22 protein-coding genes and 1 tRNA gene are annotated in these 25029 nt (G+C 57.8%); 21 read left to right on the forward strand and 2 right to left on the reverse strand.

All coding sequences use genetic code 11. From position 1 onward, the window contains the following. The first annotated feature begins 127 nt into the window (after positions 1-127). A complete protein-coding gene (gene pssA, locus ACNOHI_RS08385) occupies positions 128-1009 on the forward strand; it encodes a CDP-diacylglycerol--serine O-phosphatidyltransferase (RefSeq protein WP_420474215.1) in 882 nt (293 codons plus the stop codon). Positions 1010-1337: 328 nt separating this feature from the next. Further along, positions 1338-2876: a 2-isopropylmalate synthase gene (locus tag ACNOHI_RS08390; protein ID WP_420474216.1), complete on the forward strand. Its 1539-nt coding sequence runs from the start codon at positions 1338-1340 to the stop codon at positions 2874-2876. Between the two features lie 63 nt (positions 2877-2939). Here ACNOHI_RS08390 and bamE read toward each other — a convergent pair whose 3' ends face one another. Further along, positions 2940-3452 (reverse strand): outer membrane protein assembly factor BamE domain-containing protein, encoded by a 513-nt coding sequence (gene bamE / locus ACNOHI_RS08395; protein WP_420474217.1) that lies wholly within the window; start codon positions 3450-3452, stop codon positions 2940-2942. 164 nt (positions 3453-3616) lie between these two features. On the opposite strand from bamE, the gene rpsO reads away from it, so the two are divergent. Together rpsO and pnp are read left to right on the forward strand one after the other, a co-directional pair. Then, a complete protein-coding gene (gene rpsO, locus ACNOHI_RS08400) occupies positions 3617-3886 on the forward strand; it encodes a 30S ribosomal protein S15 (protein WP_325019537.1) in 270 nt (89 codons plus the stop codon). Between the two features lie 192 nt (positions 3887-4078). After that, a complete protein-coding gene (pnp, locus tag ACNOHI_RS08405) occupies positions 4079-6220 on the forward strand; it encodes a polyribonucleotide nucleotidyltransferase (protein WP_420474218.1) in 2142 nt (713 codons plus the stop codon). A 77-nt stretch (positions 6221-6297) separates the two neighbouring features. Here pnp and ACNOHI_RS08410 read toward each other — a convergent pair whose 3' ends face one another. Then, positions 6298-9075 (reverse strand): diguanylate cyclase domain-containing protein, encoded by a 2778-nt coding sequence (locus tag ACNOHI_RS08410; protein WP_420474219.1) that lies wholly within the window; start codon positions 9073-9075, stop codon positions 6298-6300. Between the two features lie 330 nt (positions 9076-9405). On the opposite strand from ACNOHI_RS08410, the gene ACNOHI_RS08415 reads away from it, so the two are divergent. The 17 genes from ACNOHI_RS08415 (at position 9406) to ACNOHI_RS08495 (ending at position 25010) form a co-directional block, all read left to right on the forward strand. Next, a complete protein-coding gene (locus ACNOHI_RS08415; protein WP_420474220.1) occupies positions 9406-10386 on the forward strand; it encodes an NAD(P)H-quinone oxidoreductase in 981 nt (326 codons plus the stop codon). A gap of 108 nt (positions 10387-10494) precedes the next feature. Beyond that, positions 10495-11241 (forward strand): triose-phosphate isomerase, encoded by a 747-nt coding sequence (tpiA, locus tag ACNOHI_RS08420; RefSeq protein WP_420474221.1) that lies wholly within the window; start codon positions 10495-10497, stop codon positions 11239-11241. A 40-nt stretch (positions 11242-11281) separates the two neighbouring features. Beyond that, complete coding sequence (gene secG / locus ACNOHI_RS08425; RefSeq protein WP_420474222.1) at positions 11282-11662, forward strand: preprotein translocase subunit SecG; 381 nt, start codon at positions 11282-11284, stop codon at positions 11660-11662. A 73-nt stretch (positions 11663-11735) separates the two neighbouring features. Further along, positions 11736-11820 (forward strand) — tRNA-Leu (locus ACNOHI_RS08430). Positions 11821-11910: 90 nt separating this feature from the next. Beyond that, positions 11911-12270 (forward strand): NADH-quinone oxidoreductase subunit A, encoded by a 360-nt coding sequence (locus tag ACNOHI_RS08435; RefSeq protein WP_420474356.1) that lies wholly within the window; start codon positions 11911-11913, stop codon positions 12268-12270. A 3-nt stretch (positions 12271-12273) separates the two neighbouring features. Continuing rightward, positions 12274-12750: a NuoB/complex I 20 kDa subunit family protein gene (locus tag ACNOHI_RS08440; RefSeq protein ID WP_163963476.1), complete on the forward strand. Its 477-nt coding sequence runs from the start codon at positions 12274-12276 to the stop codon at positions 12748-12750. A gap of 18 nt (positions 12751-12768) precedes the next feature. Next, positions 12769-13365 carry an NADH-quinone oxidoreductase subunit C gene (locus ACNOHI_RS08445; RefSeq protein WP_420474223.1) on the forward strand — a complete coding sequence of 199 codons (597 nt, stop codon included), beginning with the start codon at positions 12769-12771 and terminating at the stop codon, positions 13363-13365. Further along, complete coding sequence (locus tag ACNOHI_RS08450; protein WP_420474224.1) at positions 13365-14618, forward strand: NADH-quinone oxidoreductase subunit D; 1254 nt, start codon at positions 13365-13367, stop codon at positions 14616-14618. Before ACNOHI_RS08445 ends, ACNOHI_RS08450 begins: the two co-directional genes overlap by 1 nt. Before the next feature lie 24 nt (positions 14619-14642). Next, positions 14643-15134: an NADH-quinone oxidoreductase subunit NuoE gene (nuoE, locus tag ACNOHI_RS08455; protein WP_420474225.1), complete on the forward strand. Its 492-nt coding sequence runs from the start codon at positions 14643-14645 to the stop codon at positions 15132-15134. After that, complete coding sequence (gene nuoF / locus ACNOHI_RS08460; protein ID WP_420474226.1) at positions 15131-16426, forward strand: NADH-quinone oxidoreductase subunit NuoF; 1296 nt, start codon at positions 15131-15133, stop codon at positions 16424-16426. The genes nuoE and nuoF overlap by 4 nt, the downstream gene beginning before the upstream one ends. 76 nt (positions 16427-16502) lie before the next feature. After that, positions 16503-18839: an NADH-quinone oxidoreductase subunit NuoG gene (gene nuoG / locus ACNOHI_RS08465; RefSeq protein ID WP_420474227.1), complete on the forward strand. Its 2337-nt coding sequence runs from the start codon at positions 16503-16505 to the stop codon at positions 18837-18839. Further along, positions 18839-19906 carry an NADH-quinone oxidoreductase subunit NuoH gene (gene nuoH / locus ACNOHI_RS08470; RefSeq protein WP_420474228.1) on the forward strand — a complete coding sequence of 356 codons (1068 nt, stop codon included), beginning with the start codon at positions 18839-18841 and terminating at the stop codon, positions 19904-19906. The genes nuoG and nuoH overlap by 1 nt, the downstream gene beginning before the upstream one ends. A 19-nt stretch (positions 19907-19925) precedes the next feature. Next, positions 19926-20414 carry an NADH-quinone oxidoreductase subunit NuoI gene (gene nuoI, locus ACNOHI_RS08475; RefSeq protein WP_420474229.1) on the forward strand — a complete coding sequence of 163 codons (489 nt, stop codon included), beginning with the start codon at positions 19926-19928 and terminating at the stop codon, positions 20412-20414. A 39-nt stretch (positions 20415-20453) separates the two neighbouring features. Then, positions 20454-21095 (forward strand): NADH-quinone oxidoreductase subunit J, encoded by a 642-nt coding sequence (locus tag ACNOHI_RS08480; protein ID WP_420474230.1) that lies wholly within the window; start codon positions 20454-20456, stop codon positions 21093-21095. Between the two features lie 11 nt (positions 21096-21106). After that, the gene (nuoK, locus tag ACNOHI_RS08485) at positions 21107-21415 is read left to right on the forward strand and encodes an NADH-quinone oxidoreductase subunit NuoK (RefSeq protein ID WP_420474231.1); all 309 of its coding nucleotides are present in this window, start codon (positions 21107-21109) and stop codon (positions 21413-21415) included. 28 nt (positions 21416-21443) lie between these two features. Continuing rightward, complete coding sequence (nuoL, locus tag ACNOHI_RS08490; protein ID WP_420474232.1) at positions 21444-23492, forward strand: NADH-quinone oxidoreductase subunit L; 2049 nt, start codon at positions 21444-21446, stop codon at positions 23490-23492. A 27-nt stretch (positions 23493-23519) separates the two neighbouring features. Further along, positions 23520-25010, forward strand: coding sequence for an NADH-quinone oxidoreductase subunit M (locus tag ACNOHI_RS08495; protein ID WP_420474233.1), 1491 nt, complete (start codon positions 23520-23522; stop codon positions 25008-25010). Positions 25011-25029 lie beyond the last annotated feature (19 nt).

The raw sequence follows: 25029 nt of genomic DNA on the forward strand, positions 1-25029 counted from the left end.
GAATACCCACGCTTTCAGTTTTCACCATTGCGTGATGCGAGCGCATGACATCACTCCCCGTAATTGCAGTGGAAACAATTCCGGCCAAGCAGTGATCATATTGGCAAACAAATGAAACGGATTTGGAATGGCAACCTTCAATCGCCGCAAATCAAAGTCGAACACCGGAGCGGTACTCAAGGCCGCGCGCTGGCACAAGCGCGCCCTTCATCATGCCCAGCTTGAAGCGGAAGCACCGCCTGCAGGGCCAACCTTGCGTCGCAGGGGTATCTACCTGCTGCCCAACGCTTTCACCACCGCGAACCTGTTCGCCGGATTCTTTGCCATCGTGATGGCGATGAACCTGAAATTCGACTATGCCGCCGTCGCCATCTTTGCCGCCATGCTGCTCGACAGTGTCGACGGCCGCGTTGCGCGCCTGACGAATACGCAGAGTGAGTTTGGTGCGCAGTACGACAGCCTTTCCGACATGCTCTCGTTCGGGGCAGCCCCGGCGCTCGTTGTCTATGAATGGTCCCTGCGTGGACTGGGAAAGCTCGGTTGGCTTGCCGCATTCGTGTATTGTGCCGGCGCCGCCTTGCGTCTTGCGCGCTTCAATACGAATATCGGGGTCGTCGACAAGCGCTATTTCCAGGGTTTGCCCAGTCCAGCAGCCGCGGCACTGGTCACGGGCTTCATCTGGTTGATGCATGACCTCGGATTCGAAGGGCAGAACCTGAGCTGGTACGCCTGGGCGATTACCCTCTATGCAGGTCTGACGATGGTTACCAACGTGCCTTTCTACAGCTTCAAGGAAATCAACTTCAAGAAATCGGTTCCCTTCATTGCGATCTTCGTCATCGTTCTCATCTTCGTCCTGGTGTCGAGCGATCCGCCGAAGGTGCTGTTCGGCATGTTCGTCCTGTACGGCCTTTCGGGATACGCCATCTACTTCTGGCGGCTGGCAAAGGGAAAGCCGGTGAGCATCGTGCAGACGTCGGAAGTGGAAAACCACGATACCAAAGATTGACTCAGCGTCTGAAAAGGCGGCTGTAGAGGATCATCAAGGAGGCGGAGATTCAGCGAATTTCCGCCTCTTTTCGCACTAGTTGCACTTTCCCACGATTCCGCTTATAGTTTTTTGCATGTCCCGCGAAATCCACATTTCCGCATCCGCTTCTTCCAGCAGCCTTTCGGCAAGCCTGCTGCTGCCGCTGTTTCTACTAGTGCGTTAACGCGCGCTAGATCCCATACCCCCACAATTTGTGTAGTGTCTTGCTCATGCCGCACCAGGCAAGGGCAGGCGAAGATCCATTCAAGTAGAACCCGATTTCAGCAATTTCCTCAAGGAGAGCAGCATGGCCGACAAACTGATCATTTTCGACACGACCTTGCGCGACGGCGAGCAGTCGCCCGGCGCTTCGATGACCAAGGATGAAAAAATCCGCATCGCGAAGCAGCTCGAGCGCCTGCGTGTGGACGTGATCGAAGCCGGTTTTGCGGCTGCATCTCCTGGCGATTTCGAGTCCATCAAGGCCATCGCCGGCGTCATCAAGGATTCCACCGTCTGTTCCCTCTCGCGCGCAAACGACCGTGATATTTCCCGCGCCGCCGAAGCGCTCGCACCCGCCGCACGCAAGCGTATCCATACCTTTATCGCGACGTCGCCCCTTCACATGGAGAAGAAGCTCCGGATGACGCCGGACCAGGTTCTCGAGCAGGCGAAGCAGGCAGTACGTTTTGCGCGCGGATTCACCGACGATGTCGAGTTCAGCCCGGAAGACGGCAGCCGTTCCGATGTCGATTTCCTTTGCCGTGTGATTGAATCGGTGATCAAGGAAGGTGCAACCACCATCAACTTCGCCGATACGGTGGGTTATGGCGTGCCCGAGCTGTACGGCAACATGATCAAGACCCTGCGCGAACGCATTCCGAATTCCGACAAGGCCGTCTGGTCCGTGCATTGCCACAACGACCTCGGCATGGCGGTCGCGAACTCCCTCGCCGGCATCATGATCGGCGGCGCTCGCCAGATCGAATGCACGATCAATGGCCTCGGTGAACGCGCCGGCAATACCTCGCTGGAAGAAGTGGTCATGGCCGTCAAGACGCGCAAGGATTACTTCCAGCTCGACGTCGGCATCGACACGACCCAGATCGTGTCGGCATCCAAGCTGGTATCCCAGATCACCGGTTTCGCAGTACAACCGAACAAGGCCGTCGTCGGTGCGAACGCCTTCGCCCACGCGTCGGGGATCCATCAGGACGGCGTGCTCAAGGCGCGCGACACCTATGAAATCATGCGCGCAGAAGATGTGGGCTGGACCGCCAACAAGATCGTTCTCGGCAAGCTGTCCGGCCGCAACGCATTCAAGCAGCGCCTGGAAGAGCTTGGCATCGAGCTTGATTCCGAGACCGAAGTGAACGCGGCATTCGCACGCTTCAAGGAACTCGCCGACCGCAAGGCGGAAATCTTTGACGAAGACATCATCGCGCTGGTCTCGGATGAGCAGCACTCCCATGACAATGAACATTACCGTTTCGTGTCACTCCGCCAGCATTCGGAGACGGGCGAGCGCCCGTCCGCGAAAGTCGTATTCACCATGGGGGGCAAGGAACTTGCCTGCGAAGGGCAGGGGAACGGTCCTGTCGATGCAACCGTGAACGCCATCGAATCCGAAGCCAAGAGTGGATCCGAATTGCTGCTTTTCTCGGTCAACGCGATCACGACTGGCACGCAATCCCAGGGGGAAGTGACGATGCGTCTGTCAAAAGCGGGCCGGATCGTCAACGGTGTCGGTGCAGACCCGGATATCGTCGTTGCTTCGGCAAAGGCCTATTTGTCCGCTTTGAACAAGCTGCACTCGAAAGTGGACAAGCTCAATCCCCAGCTCTGATCCGCCACCCTGAAAGGAAAAAGCGCCTGTCACGAAGGCGCTTTTTTTTATTGAAGGACGCGCTCAGCGCATCATGCCAAAGGGAAATCTTCGGTCTGGGTCAAAGCGCAGGTCCGGCCCATTGAGCATCTGCTGCACGACGCCCGCTTTGTCGAAATGGATATGCATGAGCGAATTCCATACCTCGGCCTCCCTGTAAGGGTAGGACCATACTTCCAGATCCCGCAAAGGAAGGTAGGACGTTTCCGAGGGACCGCCGACTATCCGCAAGACTTGGTCCTTCGTACTTTCGCCGACTTTGATCGAGGCAAACTTCTGGATAGTTAAAACTTGCTCGAAAGAAACTACGCGTCCATCCGCTCCGATGCGCGCCATGTAGGTTTTCTGGCCCCATGGCCCCAGTGCATACTCCATCAAGCGGTCCTTGCCATCCTGGTAGCGGTGAGTAGGTTGGCCACGCTTCGCAAGGACATCCGCCTCCGAGTCGCCCACGTTGACCTGCGGCGGGAACAGCGTCGTGCATCCCGCAAGACTCAATGCGATTGCTGAAATGGCAATTTTCAATGTGATTTTCATGTTTCCAAACCTGCCGGATTCCGAGGGAAGAGCTTCCTTAAGTATTTGAATAAGCGACCCAATTCCTTTATACTGCGCGTCTTGGTCAATTGGGCCAAGTATTTTTATCAATTGTTCACGGTGCTTGGGGTTGCGACTCCGTACACCGCATGTGAAAGGTAATCATGTCTGTAGAAAACATCAACAAGGCCGCAATCATCGCGGACAACGCCCGCGGCACGAACGACACCGGCTCTCCGGAAGTGCAAGTCGCACTGCTGACCGCCCGTATCAACGAGCTCAACAACCACTTCAAGGCCCACGCCAAGGATCACCACTCCCGCCGCGGCCTGATCATGATGGTTAACCGCCGCAAGCGCCTGCTGTCCTATCTCAAGGGCAAAGACGCAAACCGTTATCGCGCTCTGATTGAAAAACTCGGCCTGCGCAAGTAATTCATTGCGCCGTCGCTCGGTTTATAGAAAAAATGCCTGCGTCAGTCTCTGATGCAGGCATTTTGTCATTTTGCAGTTTGCAATTTGACAGCGATTCAGCAGTAAAGATGGCCGTCATGCGTGGCATGTCATCCGTGGTGAGGTGAACGACAGCGCCTGAAAATCTGTCGGCAAAAATAGAAAGGAAACACCGTGTTCAATAAAGTTACCAAGACCTTCCAGTACGGCCAGCATACCGTCACACTGGAAACCGGCGAGATCGCTCGCCAGGCATCCGGCGCAGTCGTCGTCTCGATCGAGGACACCGTGGTGCTGGCGACCGTCGTCGCCAAGAAGGACGTCAAGCCGGGCCAGGACTTCTTCCCGCTGACCGTCGACTACGTTGAGAAGAGCTACGCGGCCGGCCGCATTCCCGGCGGCTTCTTCAAGCGCGAAGGCCGTCCGTCCGAGAAGGAGACGCTGACCTCTCGCCTGATCGACCGCCCGATCCGCCCGCTCTTCCCCGAAGGCTACATGAATGAAGTGCAGGTCATCATCCATGTCCTCTCCGTCAATCCGGAAATCGATCCCGACATCGCTTCCATGATCGGCGCATCTGCCGCGATCTGCGTTGCCGGCATTCCGTTCAGCGGCCCGCTCGGCGCCGCACGCGTCGGCTATATCGACGGCCAGTACGTTCTGAATCCGACCACCTCACAGATGGCAAAGTCGCAGATGGACCTGGTTGTCGCTGGTACCGAACAGGCTGTGCTGATGGTCGAGTCCGAAGCCAACCAGCTGACCGAAGAAGTGATGCTGGGCGCCGTGGTCTATGGCCATGAGCAGATGAAGGCCGTGATCGACGCCATCCACGAACTCGTGCGCGACGGCGGCAAGCCGGAAGTCCAATGGGCTCCCGCTGCGAAGAACGAAGCCCTGATTGCTCGCGTGACGCAACTGGCCGAAGGCAAGCTGCGCGAAGCGTATCAGACCAAGGACAAGCAAGCGCGTACCGCCAAGCTGAAGACCGTGTCTACGGAAGTGAATGCCGCCCTGGCCGCGGAATCGGAAGCTGCCGGTACGTCTGCCCCTGACTCGGTCGAAGTGGGCAATATCCTGTTTGACATGGAAGCGAAGATTGTGCGTTCGCAGATCCTCGAAGGCGAACCGCGCATCGACGGTCGCGACACCCGCACCGTCCGTCCGATTACCATCAGCACCAGCGTCCTGCCGCGCACCCATGGCTCGGCGCTGTTCACCCGCGGCGAAACCCAGGCGCTTGTCATCGCGACCCTCGGCACCGCCCGTGATGAACAGAAGATTGACGCGCTCATGGGCGAGTATTCCGACCGCTTCATGCTCCACTACAACATGCCGCCGTTTGCTACCGGCGAAACCGGCCGCGTCGGTTCGCCGAAGCGCCGCGAAATCGGCCACGGCCGTCTCGCCAAGCGTGCATTGCAGGCAGCGCTGCCTGCACCGGAAGAGTTCAGCTATTCCGTGCGCCTCGTGTCCGAGATCACCGAGTCCAACGGTTCGTCCTCCATGGCCTCCGTCTGCGGCGGCTGCCTGGCGCTGATGGACGCCGGTGTACCGATGAAGGCACACGTTGCCGGCATCGCGATGGGGCTGATCAAGGATGGCAACAAGTTCGCCGTCCTCACCGACATCCTGGGCGACGAAGATCACCTCGGCGACATGGACTTCAAGGTGGCAGGTACCGCCCTCGGCGTGACCGCACTGCAGATGGACATCAAGATCCAGGGCATCACCAAGGAAATCATGCAGGTCGCACTGGCGCAAGCCAAGGAAGGCCGCATGCACATCCTGGCGAAGATGCAGGAAGCCATGCCGGTCGGGAAGACCGAGCTCTCCAACTTTGCACCGCGCCTCATCACCATCAAGATTAATCCGGAAAAGATCCGCGACGTCATCGGCAAGGGTGGTGCAGTGATTCGTGCGCTGACGGAAGAGACCGGTACCCAGATCGACATCACCGACGAGGGTGTGGTCACCATCGCTTCCGTCGATGCGGCCGCGGGCCAGGAAGCCAAGCGCCGTATCGAGGAACTGACTGCTTCGGTTGAAGTGGGCAAGACCTACGACGGTGTTGTGCTCAAGCTGCTCGATTTCGGCGCAATCGTCCAGGTCATGCCAGGCAAGGATGGGCTGCTGCACATCAGCCAGATCGCCAATGAGCGCGTGAATGCCGTTGCCGACTACCTGAAGGAAGGCCAGCAGGTACGTGTCAAGGTTCTCGAGACCGACGACCGCGGCCGTCTGAAGCTGTCGATGAAGGCTGCCGCTGCCGAAGAAGGTGGCGCTGCTCAGCAACAGCAGCAACAGCAGCAGTAATATCGCGAAGCGCTATTCGCGCTGCAAATAAAAAAGCCACCCGCGCCATTGGCCGGGTGGCTTTCTGTTTTCTGGACCTAGCTCAGAAGAGAGTGCAGCATTGCGCGCGCGGATGCCCGGAGCGGCATGAGTTCGTTACGGTACGCGTCGAGCGCGGAGTAAGTCTGGAAGCCATTCTTCCCAAGGTCTTTCGCCTTGTACATGGCCTTGTCCGCATTTTTCAGCAGCGTCGGACCGTCGCTTCCGTCATCCGGGTAAATTGCGATGCCAATACTGACACTCAATTGGCACTCCTTGCCACCGATAATAACCGGGCGCGACGCGGCCTCGAGGAGTTTGTGGGCAACATCCGCTGCATAACGCGCGTCATCCAGTTCTTCGATCAGCACGTAGAATTCGTCTCCGCCCATTCGCGCAATCTTGTCGGTATGCCTTAGGCAAGCGCGCAAACGTGATGCGATCTCGCACAGGACGATATCGCCCGCGTCGTGTCCCAATGTGTCATTGATCTCCTTGAACTTGTCGAGGTCCAGGAACAGGACGGCGAACTTGTTGCCGTGGCGCCGCGCTGTCCGAAGCGCCAGGTCGAGATATTCCTTGAACAGAAACCGGTTTGGCAGTGACGTTAGGCCGTCATAGTGAGCAAGGTGGCGGATCTTCTCTTCCGATGCCCGGCTTTCGATTGCAATCCCCGCGAGATTGACGCAAATTTCGCACAATTGACGGTCTTTCTCCGATGGAGGCAGAGCCTTGCGTGAAAAGAGTGCAAGTGCGCCGAGAATTTTCCTGTTCTTGCCAACGATGGGCAGTGAGGTGTAACTCATGCGCTGGTGCGCAAACGCGAAATCAAGCGTGTCCTTGCCGAGTGCATTCGACGTAAGCTCGCCGACGAATGCCTGGTCGCTGCGTTGCGCCGGTATGCCTTGCCGGACTTGGTAAAGTCGAGCGATTGCATCGCCGGCCACCTTGCGAGTGCTGGAAGGGAGGCTTGGAGCAACCTGTTCCGGTAAGCTCTGACCATCGGCAGAAAATTGCACGATGGTGCAATAGCCTTCATCTGACTGGCGCTCCACGAAATGCGCGATCGTAGTCAGGATTTCCTGCAATCCCACGCCGGTCGCCACCATGTTGAGAATACGATTCTGACCAAGTTGCAATGCTTCGGCGCGCTTGCGTTCTGTAATGTCCCGGACAACTACCTGCACGGAAGGCAAGTCGTTATACATCAGGTTCGCAACGCCGATTTCCACGTCGATCGCGGCGCCGTCATGCCTCACCCACGTCTGCTCGATGAACGGGGTCGGTTGAGCCTTGTGCGGGCGAAGACGGCTGCGCTCGTGAAAGAGTGCATGGAAACCGGGATGCACGAAGTCAAAAATGCTTTGCCCCATCAAATCTTCCGGGTCGCGTACCGCGAGCAATCTGCTTCCAGCTTGATTGAACAGTGCAATACGTCCGTCCTGGCACACGAAGGTGGCTTCAGGGGACAGTTCGACAAGTTGCCGATATCTGATGGCGCTGTCCTTGAGGATCGCTTGGCTTCGCTTGACGTCCGAGATATCGCGGATAAATGCGGTAAACATACGCTCGCCGCGCACGCTTAACGGGACAACGGCGAGTTCAACTGGAAAGGCGGTGCCATCGGCACGCATCGCGGTCAACTCGATTCGTCGATTGAGGAGGAAGCTCTCTCCCGTTGCAAGAAATTGCTCCACGCCGTGGTGATGCCGCTCGCGCCACTCGGGCGGCGTGATGATATCGGTCAGATTCTTGCCGAGAACATCTTCGCTCTTACGCCCGAATGTTTGCTCCGCAGCGTGATTGAAGCTGATGATCGTCCCGTTTTCATCCGTTGACACGATGCAGTCCAATGCTGCGGTAAGAATGGCGCTTTTGAACTGTTCGCTGTCGACAAGCGCGGCTTCCATTGTCTTGCGTTGCGACTCCCTTGCGTAGTTGTCGATCGCGAACGAAATGTCGCGGCTCATTTCCGCAAGCAGATCGATCAGTTCGTCATCGAAAAAGTGGGGCGCCGTGGAATACAAATTCAGGACGCCGATGGTTTTGCCTCCTTCCGCAAACGGAAAGCTGGCTACCGAGCCGAGTTCGTCGCGGACGCTGGGCGCTCCAAGTCCTGCCGGGAGCAATTGAAGATCATTGCAGAGATCGGGGCGGCCTTCGCGCGCCGCCGCAGCAACAACGACGTAATGCTGCGGGAAGGATGCGTCGATCGGTATTGTCCTTTCCATCAGGTCGCTCCGTGCCGCGCCATGCACGGCGCACGGTGTGATGCAGGCCTTGGCCCGATCAATCAGTCCGATCCAGGCCAGATCAAAATGTCCGTATTCGACCGCAATGCGGCAGATTTCCTTGAACAACGTCTCCCGGTCTCCAATGCGGGCGATTGCCTGGTTGGTTTGGCTCAAGGCCGCGTAGAGGTCGCGCATCCTGGCCACGCGATTTTCCGCCTTCTTGCGCTCGTCGATATCGGAGAACGTCCCGACCATGCGCCGAGCACGGCCGGCTTCATCGCGCTCTACGATTCTTCCACTGATGTTGACCCACCGCCAGCCACGGGACGCATCCTTCAGGCGTAATTCCGCGTGATAGGAAGTGCCTTCGTCGTCGCCATTACCCTTGAGCGCCTCATGCAGCCGCGTCCGGAAAAGGGGCAAATCGGCTTCATGAATAATGGAGGGTAGGGCGCTCGACTGCCACGTCTTCGAGGTATCCAGCAACAATGCCTTGAGGTTGCCAGCGAGTTGACCGCTGAAATGCAGGCAGTCATCGGGAATGTTCCAGTCGAACGCGAGCTGGCCCGAACTCTCCAAAGCGAGACTCAGCCGCTTGTTCATTTCGGCCGATTTGGATGCGTTGCTTTGCGCGCGCTTTTTCTTGGGCTTTCCGGGATTCGAGTGCATGGTATTTGCCTGAACGAAATCGTATTGCCAGTTGGAAATCCGGATGCTTGTTTAGTTCCCATCATTTTGTAACTTTGAAATATCGTTTTGTTACAAATGGGAATCTCTTGAATGGTCTCGGGCGAGCGTTTCATTGTTTCTCATGGGCAGCGCGTTATGTTGTGAATTCTCAAGTGGCTGCTGGGAAAGTCGGAGCACGGAGGCGAAAATTTGATTTTGAGCGCTGGCGTACAATGCTCTTCTGCGTATAGGGGGAGTCGTAACATGAAAGCTGTCGAAATTGCCCAGCCTGGACCACCCGATGTTTTGAGGATATGCGAGCGGCCGTTGCCGGAAGCCTGGCAGGGCGAGGTGCTGATCAAGGTACACGCGGCCGGCGTGAACCGGCCAGACGTCATTCAGCGCATGGGGCATTACCCGGTTCCGCCTGGCGCATCCGATCTTCCAGGTCTTGAAATCGCCGGCGAAATCGTCGGTGGTGACGTGTCGGGAACCGGATTCAGGAAAGGGGACCTGGTTTGTGCGCTTGTGCAGGGCGGCGGATATGCCGAGTATTGCACGGCGCCGGCAAGGCAATGTCTGCCAGTTCCAAAGGGAATGACCGCGGTGGAGGCGGCATCGCTTCCCGAAACATTCTTCACCGTCTGGAGCAATGTGTTTGACCGGGCACATCTTTCGAATGAGGAAACAATCCTTATCCAAGGGGGGACTTCCGGAATCGGCGTCGCAGCCATTCAGATCGCTGCCGCGTTTGGCCACCGGGTTCTGGCGACCGCGGGTAGTGACGAGAAGTGTCGTGCCTGCGAAGCGCTTGGCGCGTCGCGAGCGATCAATTACCGTACGGAAGATTTTGTTGAAGTCGTAAAGGCTGAAACAAGCGGCAAGGGGGTGGACGTCATCCTTGATATGGTTGGCGGCGTCTATGTCCCTCGTGAGCTTGAGTGCCTGGCCGACGATGGCCGCCTCGCGATCATTGCACTATTGGGCGGATCAAAAGCGACTGTTGATCTCGGCCAGGTGCTGCGGAGGCGGCTCACAATTACAGGCTCCACCCTTCGGCCTCGGTCTATCAACTTCAAGGCAGACATTGCAGCGAAATTGCTGGCAAACGTCTGGCCCCTGCTCGAGGCGCGAAAGGTCAAGCCGGTCATCTTTCAGGTCTTTCCGTTGGAGGAGGCGGTTCAGGCCCACGTCCTCATGGAAACAAGCACGCACATTGGGAAAATCGTATTGCAGGTGAGTTAGCACTTTGCTTCACCAGGCGCTTCGGCGGGCCGTCCGCGTAAAGCGCTGGTTTGACCGCTTATAGTGCGGCGCGCTAAAATTAAGGGTTATTGATAAATCAGGGCCCATATGCGTCGCAAACTTATTGCCGGTAACTGGAAGATGAATGGCAGCCAGTCTGTCAATGCTGCCCTCCTGAGCGATATCCGTAGTGGCGCAGGCCAGGCGACGTGCGATATTGCGGTGTGCGTGCCGGCGCCGTACTTTGCGCAATGCCAGTCCCTGCTTGGCGGTAGTTCCATTGCATGGGGCGGTCAGGACCTGTCGATTCACGAAGCGGGTGCCTTTACCGGGGAAGTGGCGGCGTCGATGCTCGCCGATTTCGGCTGTGCTTTCGTCATTGTCGGCCATTCCGAGCGCCGTACGTATCATGGTGAAAGCAATGATCTGGTTGCAAAAAAAACCGTGAGCGCGCTGCGCTCCGGCCTGACGCCGATCGTTTGCGTGGGTGAATTGCTGGAGCAGCGCGAGTCCGGTAAGACCGATGAAGTCGTGGGTGCGCAGTTGGATGCTGTTCTTGCTGCTATCTCTGCGGAAGAACTTGCCAAAATCGTCGTCGCATACGAGCCAGTCTGGGCAATTGGAACGGGCAAGACTGCAACGCCGCAAATGGCCCAGAACGTCCATGCCATGTTGCGCGGGAAGCTGCAGGCAAAGAACCCGAAGGCCGCAGGCGAGGTCAAAATTCTTTACGGCGGAAGCATGAAGCCGGATAACGCCGGAGAGCTGCTGGCTATGGCCGATATTGATGGTGGCCTTATTGGCGGAGCGTCGCTGAAGGCGGCGGATTTCCTTGCCATTATTCGTGCCGCGTAAGCGAATCAAGTTGAATTAACCTTAGATTGGAAAGCAACTAATGAACGCAATGTTCACATTCATCGTCGTGATTCAGGTGCTGTCTGCCCTGACGATTATCGGTCTGGTTCTCCTGCAGCACGGGAAGGGCGCGGACATGGGCGCTGCCTTTGGTTCTGGTGCTTCCGGCAGCCTGTTCGGTGCAACTGGTTCGTCGAATTTTCTGTCGAAGTCGACTGCAATTGCAGCGGCGGTCTTCTTTATTGCTACGCTTGCGCTGGCATTTGTCGGTAACAAGCGCGCTCCCGCAAGCGGCGGCGTAATGGAGAACCTGCCCGTGGCTCCCGCGGTGACTGCGCCGGCTGCCCCTGCTGCAAATGCTCCTGCTGCTCCGACTGCGCCTGCGGCAGGCGCGGGTCAGGCGAATCAAATACCGAAATAATTTATCGCTGTCTTGATGTGGGGCAATTGTGCATTGAACAAACGCCCTAAAGCAGGTTAAAATGTAAGTCTTTGCCGACGTGGTGAAATTGGTAGACACGCTATCTTGAGGGGGTAGTGGCGAAAGCTGTGCGAGTTCGAGTCTCGCCGTCGGCACCAACAAATGAAGGCCAGCGAGGGGTCCCCCTGAGCTGGCTTTTTATCGAGGAATCTTGGTTTGATTTGCAAATCATTCAACTGGGCCCTATCGTGAACCTCGAAAATTACTTCCCCATTCTTCTTTTTATCCTTGTCGGCATTGGTGTCGGCATCGTCCCCCAGGTTCTCGGTCGCGTTGTGGCGCCGCACAAGCCGGACAGTCAAAAGCTTTCTCCGTACGAGTGCGGCTTTGAAGCATTTGAGGATGCGCGCATGAAGTTCGACGTGCGTTACTACCTCGTCGCCATTCTGTTCATTTTGTTCGATCTGGAAACCGCATTCTTCTTCCCGTGGGGTGTCGCCGCGCGTGACCTCGGATGGCAGGGCTTTATCACGATGATGGTGTTCATCGCCGAATTCGTGGTGGGGTTCTGGTACATCTGGAAGAAGGGCGCGCTGGATTGGGAGTAAGTCATGTCTATTGAAGGTGTATTGAACGAGGGCTTTGTCACCACGACGGCGGACAAGCTCATCAACTGGACTCGGACCGGTTCGTTGTGGCCGATGACCTTTGGTCTCGCATGCTGTGCGGTCGAGATGATGCATGCCGGCGCTTCACGTTATGACCTGGACCGTTTTGGTATCGTGTTTCGTCCGTCTCCGCGACAGTCCGACGTGATGATCGTTGCCGGCACGCTGTGCAACAAGATGGCGCCGGCGTTGCGCAAGGTTTATGACCAGATGGCGGAGCCGCGCTGGGTGATCTCCATGGGGACTTGTGCGAACGGTGGTGGTTACTACCACTACTCGTACTCCGTTGTCCGTGGTTGCGACCGCATCGTTCCTGTCGATGTGTATGTGCCCGGATGTCCTCCGACCGCCGAGGCGCTCCTGTACGGCATCATGCAGTTGCAAAACAAGATCAAGCGAACCAACACGATCGCACGCTGATTGGGCGCTTAGGACAATATGACGACGAAAATTGAAACCCTCGAAGCCGCCCTGCGCAACGCGCTGGGCGACCAGATCCGGAGCTTGAAAGTCGCGCTGGGCGAAGTCACCGTTGTAATCGGCGCGTCCGATTATCTGTCGGCGATGCGTGTGCTGCGTGATCATTCCGATTTGCGTTTCGAAGAGCTGATCGACTTGTGCGGCGTGGACTATTCGACGTACGGCGACGGTACGTGGGAAGGCGAGCGCTTTGCTGCCGTGTCTCATCTGCTGTCGGTGACGCATAACTGGCGCGTACGTGTGCGCGTCTTTGCGCCCGACGATGAACTTCCTGTCGTTCCCTCTGTCACCGACATCTGGCCCTCCGCCAACTGGTACGAGCGTGAAGCGTTCGACTTGTTCGGTATCCTCTTTGAAGGTCACAACGACCTGCGTCGTATCCTCACCGATTATGGTTTCATCGGCCATCCGTTCCGGAAGGACTTCCCGGTTTCGGGTTACGTCGAGATGCGCTACGACCCCGAGCAAAAGCGCGTGATTTACCAACCCGTGACGATTGAGCCGCGTGAAATCACGCCGCGCGTCATTCGCGAAGAGAAATACGGGATGAAATAATGGCTGAAATTAAGAATTACACCCTGAACTTCGGTCCGCAGCATCCGGCTGCGCACGGTGTGCTGCGCCTTGTGCTCGAGCTGGACGGCGAAGTGATCCAGCGTGCCGATCCGCATATCGGCCTCCTGCACCGTGCCACCGAAAAGCTGGCGGAGCAGAAGACCTTCCTGCAATCGGTGCCTTACATGGACCGCCTCGACTACGTGTCGATGATGTGCAACGAGCACGGCTATGTACTTGCGATTGAACGCCTGCTTGGCATCGAGGTGCCGCTGCGTGCGCAGTACATCCGCGTGATGTTCGACGAAATCACGCGCCTGCTGAACCATCTGCTGTGGATCGGTGCTCACGGGCTGGACGTCGGTGCGATGGCGGTGTTCCTGTACGCCTTCCGCGAGCGCGAAGACCTGATGGACATGTACGAAGCCGTATCCGGCGCACGCATGCACGCGGCGTATTACCGTCCGGGCGGCGTCTACCGCGATCTGCCGGATGCCATGCCGCAGTACAAGGCTTCCGTAATCCGGAACGAAAAGGCCATCAAGCAGCTGAACGAGAACCGTCAAGGTTCGCTGCTCGATTTCATCGAGGATTTCACCAACCGTTTCCCGGGCTATGTCGACGAGTACGAGACTCTCCTCACCGACAACCGTATCTGGAAGCAGCGCCTGGTCGGCGTCGGCGTAGTCACGCCGGAGCGCGCCAAGGCAATGGGTTTTACAGGCCCGATGCTGCGCGGTTCGGGTATTGCCTGGGACCTGCGCAAGAATCAGCCGTACGAGGTCTATGACCTCCTCGATTTCGACATCCCCATCGGGGTGAATGGCGACTGCTATGACCGTTACCTGGTCCGCATCGAAGAAATGCGCCAGTCGAACCGCATCATCAAGCAGTGCGTCGAGTGGCTGCGCAATAACCCGGGCCCCGTCATGACGGACAACCACAAGGTTGCGCCGCCGTCCCGCGTGAACATGAAGTCCAACATGGAAGAGCTGATTCACCACTTCAAGCTTTTCTCGGAAGGCTTCCATGTGCCGGAAGGTGAGGCCTATGTCGGCATCGAGCATCCGAAGGGCGAGTTCGGCGTGTATCTGATTTCGGACGGTGCAAACAAGCCGTACCGCATGAAGATCCGTGCTCCAGGCTTTGCCCACCTGCAGGGGCTGGATGAAATGGCAAAGGGCCACATGATCGCCGACGCAGTGACGATCATCGGCACGCAAGACATTGTGTTCGGTGAGATTGACCGATAACCCGCGCGATAACATCGCGCACGAATGGCTGACATCATGCTGTTAAGTCAAGAAGCGTACAAGAAAATCGATCGCGAACTCGCGAAATTTCCCTCCGACCAGAGGCAGTCCGCCGTCATGGGAGCCTTGAGAATTGCTCAGGACGAAAAGGGCTGGCTGTCGCCGGAAGTGATGAAGGATGTTGCCGACTATATTGGCATGGCGCCCATCGCCGTGCAGGAAGTCGCCACCTTCTACAACATGTACAACACCAAGCCGGTCGGCAAGCACAAGATTTCCGTGTGCACCAACCTGCCTTGCGCCCTGTCCGGTGGCGAGCGCGCTGCGCACTACCTGAAAGAGAAGCTGGGCGTCGACTACAAGGAAACGACCGCTGACGGCCAGTTCACGCTCATCGAGGGCGAGTGCATGGGCGCGTGCGGCGACGCCCCTGTGATGCTGGTCAATAACAAGCGCATGTGCAGCCACATGTCGAAGGAAAAAATCGACGCGCTGGTGGAGGAATTGAAGAAATGACCTGCCTGCACGATCGTCACATCAATCCGCTGATCCTGGCGGGCCTGGATGGCAACAACTGGCATCTCGCCGACTACGTCAAGCGCGGTGGCTACGAAGCGCTGAAGCGCATCCTGAATGAAAAAATCGCGCCGGAACAAGTCATTGCCGAGCTGAAGGCTTCCTCTCTGCGCGGCCGCGGCGGCGCGGGCTTCCCGACGGGTCTCAAGTGGAGCTTCATGCCGCGTCAGTTCCCGGGGCAAAAGTACCTCGTCTGCAACACCGACGAAGGTGAGCCGGGCACATTCAAGGATCGCGATATCATCCGTTACAACCCGCATGCGCTCATCGAAGGCATGGCGATCGGTGCGTACGCGATGGGTATCACTGTCGGCTACAACTACATCCATGGCGAAATCTGGGCGGCCTACGAGCGCTTTGAAGAGGCGCTGGAAGAAGCACGAGCCGCAGGTTTCCTGGGCAATAACATCATGGGTAGTGAGTTCAGCTTCCAGCTGCACGCTTCCCACGGCTACGGCGCCTACATCTGTGGCGAAGAAACCGCACTGCTCGAATCACTGGAAGGCAAGAAGGGCCAGCCGCGCTTCAAGCCGCCGTTCCCGGCGAGCTTTGGCCTGTACGGCAAGCCGACTACCATCAACAACACCGAGACCTTCGCTGCGGTCCCGTTCATCATGAACATGGGCGGTGAAGCCTACGCGGCGCTGGGCAAGCCGAACAACGGTGGCACCAAGATCTTCTCGATGTCCGGCGACGTCGCACGTCCTGGCAATTACGAAGTGCCGCTCGGTACGCCGTTTGCCAAGCTGCTGGAACTGGCAGGCGGCATGCGCGACGGTAAAAAGATCAAGGCAGTCATCCCGGGTGGTTCGTCGATGCCGGTACTGACCGGCGAGGTCATGATGAACACCGACATGGACTATGACTCCATCGCCAAGGCCGGCTCCATGCTCGGCTCCGGTGCGGTGATTGTCATGGACGAGACCCGCTGCATGGTCAAGTCACTGCTTCGCCTGTCGTACTTCTACTTCGAAGAGTCCTGCGGCCAATGCACGCCGTGCCGCGAAGGCACCGGCTGGCTGTACCGCATGGTGCATCGTATCGAACACGGCCAGGGCCGCGCGGACGATCTCGACATGCTGAACACCATCGCAGACAACATCCAGGGCCGCACGATTTGTGCGCTCGGCGATGCGGCGGCGATGCCGGTTCGCGCATTTGTAAAGAATTTCCGCGACGAGTTTGAATACCACATCGAACACAAGCGCTGCATCGTTCCCGCTTACGTTTGATTCGACGCGACTCGCGTTCACACGTTGACATGAAAAGGCGCGTTCTGCGCGCCGCATAATACTTAGGCAAAAAGCCATGGTTGAAATCGAAATTGACGGCAAAAAGGTCGAGGTCCAGGAAGGCAGCATGGTGATGGACGCTGCCAACAAGCTTGGCACCTACATCCCGCATTTTTGCTATCACAAGAAACTGTCCATCGCGGCCAACTGCCGCATGTGCCTGGTCGACGTCGAAAAGGCGCCGAAGCCGTTGCCCGCATGTGCAACACCGGTGACCAACGGCATGATCGTCCGTACTGCCAGCGACAAGGCAATCAAGGCGCAGAAGAGCGTGATGGAATTCCTGCTCATCAATCACCCGCTGGATTGCCCGATCTGCGACCAGGGCGGTGAGTGCCAACTGCAGGATCTCGCCGTTGGCTATGGCCCGGCCGCGTCCCGCTACGAAGAAGAGAAGCGCGTCGTCGATCCGAAGGATGCAGGGCCGCTGATCTCCATGCGCGAGATGGCCCGCTGCATTCACTGCACGCGCTGCGTCCGCTTCGGCCAGGAAATCGCCGGCGTGATGGAATTCGGGATGCTGAACCGCGGCGAACATTCGGAAATCACGACCTTCGTCGGCAATACGGTCAGCTCCGAGCTGTCCGGCAACATGATCGATCTGTGCCCCGTCGGCGCGCTGACTTCCAAGCCGTTCCGTTACAGCGCACGCACGTGGGAACTGTCCCGCCGCCGCTCGGTGAGCCCGCATGACGGCCTTGGCGCCAACCTGATCGTCCAGGTCAAGGGCGGCAAGGTCATGCGTGTTCTTCCGCTGGAGAACGAAGGCGTCAACGAATGCTGGCTCTCCGACAAGGACCGTTTTTCCTACGAAGGCTTGAACAGCCCCGAGCGTTTGACCGTCCCGATGATCAAGCAGGACGGCAAATGGATCGAAACCGACTGGCAGACCGCGCTCGAATATGTCGCGCACGGGCTGAAGGATATCCGCAAGGACCACGGTGCCGATTCAATCGCCGCGCTAGCTGCCCCGTACTCCACGCTCGAAGAACTCTCGCTGCTGCAGAAACTGGTGCGCGGCCTTGGTTCCGACAACGTCGATTTCCGTCTTCGCCAATCCGACTTCTCGCTGGATGGCAAAGTCACCCCGTGGCTCGGCATGTCGATCGAAGAATTCGGCGCTGCTGATCGCGCGTTCGTCATCGGATCCTTCCTGCGCAAGGATCACCCGCTGCTCGCCGCGCGCCTGCGTCATTCGGCCAAGCATGGTTCGAAGGTCAGCATCCTCCATGCAACCGATGACGACCTGCTGATTCCGTTGACCAACCGCATGATCAAGGCGCCTTCCGACTGGCTGGCCGGCCTGGGCGAAGTTGTGGTTGCTGTTGCACAGGCAAAGAGCGTTGCTGCACCGGCCGGTTTCGAAGGTATTGAGGCAGGCGAAGTGGCAAAGGGTATCGCCGCCAGCCTGCTCTCTGGCGAACGCAAGGTTGTCGTGCTCGGCAACGCAGCCGCCCAGCATCCGCAAGCTTCGCAATTGCATGCTGCGGCACAGTGGATTGCGCAGAACACCGATGCGAAGTTCGGCTACCTCACCGAAGCAGCAAACACGGTCGGCGGCTACATCGCCAATGCCGTTCCCGGCAAGGGCGCGAATGCGCTGCAAATGTTCGCACAGCCGCGCAAGGCCTATGTGCTCCTGCACGCCGAGCCGGAATTCGATTGCTACGATCCGCAAGCGGCTCGCGCAGCGCTGAGCAAGGCAGACATGGTTGTCGCCATGTCGCCGTTCAAGCACGCAGCTGACTATGCCGACGTGCTGCTCCCGATCGCTCCGTTCTCCGAGACATCGGGCACCTTTGTCAACTGCGAAGGCCGTGGCCAGGGCTTCAACGGTACCGTCAAGCCGCTCGGCGAAACCCGCCCCGCATGGAAGGTACTGCGCGTCCTCGGCAACATGTTGGATTTGGCAGGTTTCGACTACGAGACGTCGGAACAGATTCGCGTCGAGCTGCTTGGCTCGAAGAATGCTGAAGAGGCTGATCTCAAGCCGCACCTGAACAACATCGCAAACGTTCAACTGCAGGCAGCCAAGCAAGGTGCCTCCACGCAGATTGAACGCGTTGCCGACGTGCCGATTTACTTCACCGATGCGATCGTCCGTCGTGCAGAGTCGCTGCAACTGACGCCGGACGCGAACGCGCCCAAGGCATCGATTTCCGCAGCGCTCGCGGAACAACTCGGCGTCGCTGACGGTGCGCAGATCAAGGTAACGCAAGGGCAGGGTAGTGCAGTCGTTACGGCGACTGTCGATGCCAAGCTTCCGGCGAATGTCGTACGTGTTTCCGCTGCCCATCAGTCGACGATCGGTCTCGGCGCAATGTTCGGCGCAATCAGTGTGGAGAAAGCGTAATGGATCAAATGCTCATGACCATCAACGCAACCGGACAGGGGCTGTTCGGCGGTGTTTGGCCGTTGGTGTGGACCCTGGTCAAGATCGTCGTCGTCGTGCTGCCGCTGATGGGCTGCGTTGCCTATCTCACGCTGTGGGAGCGCAAGATGATCGGCTGGATGCACATCCGCCTCGGTCCGAACCGCGTGGGCCCCGCTGGCTTGCTGCAGCCGATCGCGGACGCCCTCAAGCTGCTTCTCAAGGAAATCGTTGTTCCCGCCAAGGCCAACAAAGCCTTGTTCGTGATCGCGCCGATCATGACCATCATGCCGGCGCTTGCCGCATGGGCTGTGATTCCGTTCGGGCCGGAGACTGTGCTGGCAAACGTCAACGCCGGTCTCCTGTTCGTGATGGCGATCAGCTCGATGGAAGTGTATGGCGTGATCATCGCCGGCTGGGCCTCGAACTCGAAGTATGCATTCCTCGGTGCGATGCGCGCCTCGGCGCAGATGGTGTCCTACGAAATCGCGATGGGCTTTGCCCTGGTGATCGTGCTGCTGGTCTCCGGCAGCCTGAATTTCACGGACATCGTCAATGCACAGAACAAGGGCATGTTTGCTGACAAGGGTCTGAACATCCTGTCTTGGAACTGGCTGCCGCTGCTGCCGATCTTCGTGATCTACGTGATCTCGGGTATCGCTGAAACCAATCGTCACCCGTTTGACGTGGTGGAGGGCGAATCGGAAATCGTTGCAGGTCACATGGTCGAGTACTCCGGCATGTCGTTCGCGATGTTCTTCCTGGCCGAATACGCGAACATGATCCTGATCTCGATGCTGGCCTCGCTGATGTTCCTGGGCGGCTGGGCGTCCCCGGTGTCGTTCCTGGGCTTCATTCCGGGCTGGATCTGGCTCGGCATCAAGACCTTCTTCGTTGTGTCGCTGTTTATTTGGGCTCGCGCTTCGTTCCCGCGCTACCGCTACGACCAGATCATGCGTCTGGGCTGGAAAGTATTCATTCCGCTCACGCTGGCTTATCTCGTGATCGTCGCTGCCTGGATGCAGACACCCTGGAATATTTGGAAGTAAGGAATAGAGGCTGAACAACATGGAAGCCATTAAAGATTTCTTCGGCAGCCTGATGCTCCGAGAGCTGATCAAGGGTCTCGCCCTGACCGGCCGTTACATGTTCGCCCGCAAGATCACGGTGCAATTCCCGGAAGAGAAGACGCCGTTGTCGCCGCGTTTCCGTGGATTGCACGCGCTGCGCCGCTACCCGAACGGGGAAGAGCGTTGCATCGCCTGCAAACTGTGCGAAGCGGTTTGCCCGGCAATGGCGATCTCGATCGAATCCACGGAACGCGAAGACGGCACCCGCCGCACCACGCGTTACGACATCGACCTGACCAAGTGCATTTTCTGCGGATTCTGCGAAGAATCCTGCCCGGTCGATTCGATCGTTGAAACCAACATCCTCGAATACCACGGCGAAAAGCGCGGCGACCTCTACTACACGAAAGAGATGCTGCTTGCGATTGGCGACCGTTATGAAAAGGATATCGCCGCAGCCCGCGCTGCCGATGCCGCATATCGTTGATTGATCTGGCCCGCATACAGCTGACTCTCTTGGTCCATTATGGAATTTAAAACCTTCTTGTTCTACGCGTTCTCGGTGATCCTCGTGTTCGCCGCCACACGCGTCATCACAGACCGGAATCCGGTGCATGCCGCACTGTTCCTGGTGCTGTCGTTCTTCTCCGGCGCGGGCGTCTGGCTGTTGCTGAAAGCCGAATTCCTCGCCATCGTCCTAGTGCTCGTGTATGTCGGCGCCGTCATGGTGCTCTTCCTGTTTGTCGTGATGATGTTGGACATCAACATGGACAAGCTGCGGGAAGGGTTCTGGGGATACTTCCCGCTTGCAGCGACTATCGGCGTCGTCATTGTCCTGGAAATGGCTGCAGTTCTTCTGCACGGCTTCTGGGCACTCGAGTCGCAAGTTCCGGCTGCGTCCGCCAATATCGGCAACACGAAGGAACTGGGCAAGCTGATCTACACCGAGTACATCTACGCGTTCGAAATTGCAGCCGTTATCTTACTTGTCGCCATCGTCGCGGCTGTGGCACTGACCCTGCGCCGCCGCAAGGACAGCAAGTACTTCAACCCGGCTGATGCGGTCAAGGTCAAGCGTAACGATCGTCTGCGCATCGTCAGCATGAAGGCCGAGTCCGACCGTGCGAACGGCGTGCAGCCGGCTGCGCAACCGGCAGAAAAACAATAAGGGGAAGCTTCGTGGCACTCTCGCTCGCACACTACCTGATCCTCGGCGCAATCCTCTTTGCGATCTCCGTCGTCGGCATCTTTTTGAACCGCAAGAACGTCATCATCCTGTTGATGGCCATCGAGCTGATGCTCCTTGCGGTCAACATGAACTTCGTCGCCTTTTCGTACTACCTCGGCGACGCTGCTGGCCAGATTTTCGTTTTCTTCATCCTGACTGTGGCTGCCGCGGAGTCCGCGATTGGTCTCGCCATCCTGGTGGTGTTGTTCCGTAACCTGGACACCATCAATGTCGAAGACCTCGACGCACTCAAAGGTTAATCACGCAAAAATAACGACAAGGTCCATCATGGCGGGGCAACTCAACCCTAACGTTCTATTGGCTGTGCCGTTGGCACCCCTCGCAGGCGCCGCGATCGCGGGTCTGTTCGGAACCAAGTTTTTCGGCAACAAGATCGGACGCGCGGCGTCGCATTCGGCGACCATTCTTGGCGTTCTGATCGCTTTCATCATTTCGTTCCAGACGCTGCTCGCCGTCATGGACGGTGCCACCTACAACGGTACTGTCTATAACTGGATGACGGTAATGGGACTCAAGCTGGAAGTTGGCTTCCTGATTGATAGCCTGACGGCGATGATGATGTGCGTCGTGACCTTCGTGTCGCTGATGGTCCACATCTACACCATCGGCTACATGGCCGAGGATGAAGGCTACAACCGCTTCTTCTCGTACATTTCGCTGTTTACGTTCTCGATGCTGATGCTCGTCATGAGCAACAACTTCCTGCAGCTGTTCTTTGGCTGGGAAGCGGTGGGTCTGGTCTCGTACTTGCTGATCGGCTTCTGGTACACCCGTCCGACAGCCATCTACGCGAACATGAAGGCCTTCCTGGTCAACCGCGTCGGTGACTTCGGCTTCATCCTCGGCATCGGCCTTCTGCTGGCCTACGCCGGTTCCATGAACTACGGTGAAGTGTTTGCGAAGAAGGCAGAACTCGCGACGATGACCCTGCCGGGCACCGACTGGATGCTGCTGACGGTTGCCTGTATCTGCCTGTTCATCGGTGCGATGGGCAAGTCCGCACAGTTCCCGCTGCACGTCTGGCTGCCTGACTCGATGGAAGGCCCGACGCCGATCTCCGCGCTGATTCACGCAGCAACCATGGTGACCGCAGGTATCTTCATGGTCGCCCGCATGTCGCCCTTGTTCGAACTGTCCGATACGGCGCTGTCCTTCGTGCTCATTATCGGTTCGATCACCGCACTGTTCATGGGCTTCCTCGGCATCATCCAGAACGACATCAAGCGCGTGGTCGCATATTCCACGCTGTCGCAGCTGGGTTACATGACGGTTGCGCTCGGCGCGTCCGCGTATTCCGTCGCCGTGTTCCACCTGATGACGCATGCGTTCTTCAAGGCGCTGCTGTTCCTCGGTGCAGGTGCAGTCATCATCGGCATGCATCACGACCAGGACATCCGCAACATGGGTGGTCTGCGCAAGTACATGCCGATTACATGGATCACGTCACTGCTCGGCTCGCTGGCACTGATCGGAACGCCGTTCTTTGCAGGCTTCTACTCGAAGGACAGCATTATTGAAGCGGTGCATGCCACGCACATTACAGGTGCTGGTTTTGCCAACTTCGCCGTGCTGGCTGGCGTTTTCGTCACCGCCTTCTACTCCTTCCGCATGTATTTCCTGGTCTTCCATGGCGAGGAGCGGTTCGGCAAGGCACACGCCGATCATCATAGCCATGGCCACGATGACCATCATGACGATCACCACCACCATGGCCTCGCTCCGGGTGAGAAGCCGCACGAGGCTCCCTGGGTTGTCACCGTTCCGCTCATGCTGCTGGCCATCCCGTCCGTGGTGATCGGCTTCATCGCGATCGGCCCGATGCTGCATGGTGACTTCTTCAAGAACGTCATCTTCGTCGGCGAGAACCATCATGCGATGAAGGAGCTGAACGAAGCCTTCCACGGTGCGACTGCAATGGCACTCCACTCACTCTCGACCGCGCCGTTCTGGCTGGCGCTGGCAGGTGTCGCGTCCGCGTACTACTGCTACATGGTCAACCGCAAGGTGCCGGAATGGTTCTACAACAAGTTCCACGCGATCTACTCCATCCTCGACAACAAGTACTTCATGGACAAGATCAATGAGGTCGTGTTCGGCAAGGGGGCAGTGCTGTTGGGTCGCGGTCTGTGGAGCGGCGGCGACCGCGCACTGATCGACGGCTTGATCGTCAATGGCAGCGCCAAGGTTGTGGGCTGGTTCTCCGCACTGATCCGCCACTTCCAGACCGGTTACATTTACCACTATGCATTTGTAATGATTATCGGCGTGCTGTTGTTCCTGATTTATTTCATGCCGTTCCCGTCTTTTGCCAAATAAGTTGGCGAAGTAGAGCAAATAACAATCATGATGCAGTCAACTTACCCACTCTTGAGCCTCGCAATCTGGTGCCCGATCGCGTTCGGCCTCTTCGTCCTGGCATTCGGCCGCGATGAAAACCCTGCGCTGGTCCGATCGGTCTCGCTGATCGGCTCCATCGTCAGCTTCCTTGTGACGCTGCCGCTGGTAGCGCAATTCGACAAGGCAGCCCACGGGATGCAGTTCGTCGAGAAGACATCCTGGATCGAGCGATTCAATGTCAATTACTACCTCGGCATTGACGGTATTTCAGTCTGGTTCGTACTCCTGACGGCGTTTATCACGATCATTGTCGTGATCGCAGGTTGGGAAGTGATCGAGAAGCGCGTCGCCCAATACATGGGCGCGTTCCTCATCCTGTCCGGCCTGATGATCGGTGTGTTCTGCGCGCTTGACGGCCTGCTGTTCTACGTATTCTTCGAGGCGACGCTGATCCCGATGTTCATCATCATCGGCGTGTGGGGCGGACAGAACCGCGTGTACGCCGCGATCAAGTTCTTCCTCTACACCTTGCTCGGTTCGCTCCTGACGCTGGTTGCCCTCATCTACCTGTACTTCACTTCCGGTGGCAGCTTCGAGATCCTGAACTGGCACAAGCTGCCGCTGCCGCTGAACGTGCAAGTGCTGATCTTCTTCGCCTTCCTGATGGCGTTTGCAGTGAAGGTCCCGATGTGGCCGGTGCATACCTGGCTGCCGGACGCACACGTGGAAGCACCGACGGGCGGTTCGGTCGTGCTGGCTGCCATCATGCTGAAGCTGGGTGCCTACGGTTTCCTGCGGTTTTCGCTGCCGATCGCGCCTGATGCCAGCCATTCGCTTGCTGGTTTCATCATTACGCTTTCGCTGATCGCCGTGATCTATATCGGTCTGGTCGCACTGGTTCAGGAAGACATGAAGAAGCTTGTCGCGTATTCCTCGATCGCTCACATGGGCTTCGTGACGCTTGGCTTCTTCGTGTTCAACGACATGGCGACGCAGGGTGGCATCGTTCAGATGATTTCGCACGGTTTCGTTTCCGGCGCAATGTTCCTTTGCATCGGCGTCCTGTACGATCGTATGCACTCTCGTCGTATCGCCGACTATGGCGGTGTAATCAACACCATGCCAAAGTTTGCCGCGTTCTTCGTCCTGTTCTCGCTGGCCAATTGCGGTCTGCCCGCGACATCCGGGTTCGTCGGCGAGTTCATGGTGATCCTTGGCACGGTCAAGTACAACTTCTGGATCGGCATGCTGGCTGCGACCGCGCTGATCTTCGGTGCTGCGTACTCGCTGTGGCTCGTGAAGCGCGTCGTGTTCGGTGAAGTCGGTAACAAGCACGTTGCCGAACTCCAGGACCTGAATGCCCGGGAATTCTTGATGCTCGGCATCCTGGCAATCGCCGTTATCGCCATGGGCGTCTATCCGGCGCCGTTCACCGACCTGATGCAAACCTCGGTGGATGACCTGCTCAAGCACGTGGCGATTTCGAAGGTGAATTAATGAATGCGCCTCCCGGATC

Origin of the sequence: Noviherbaspirillum sp. ST9, from assembly GCF_048799745.1 — a bacterium.
In the GTDB taxonomy this organism is placed as follows: domain Bacteria; phylum Pseudomonadota; class Gammaproteobacteria; order Burkholderiales; family Burkholderiaceae_D; genus Noviherbaspirillum.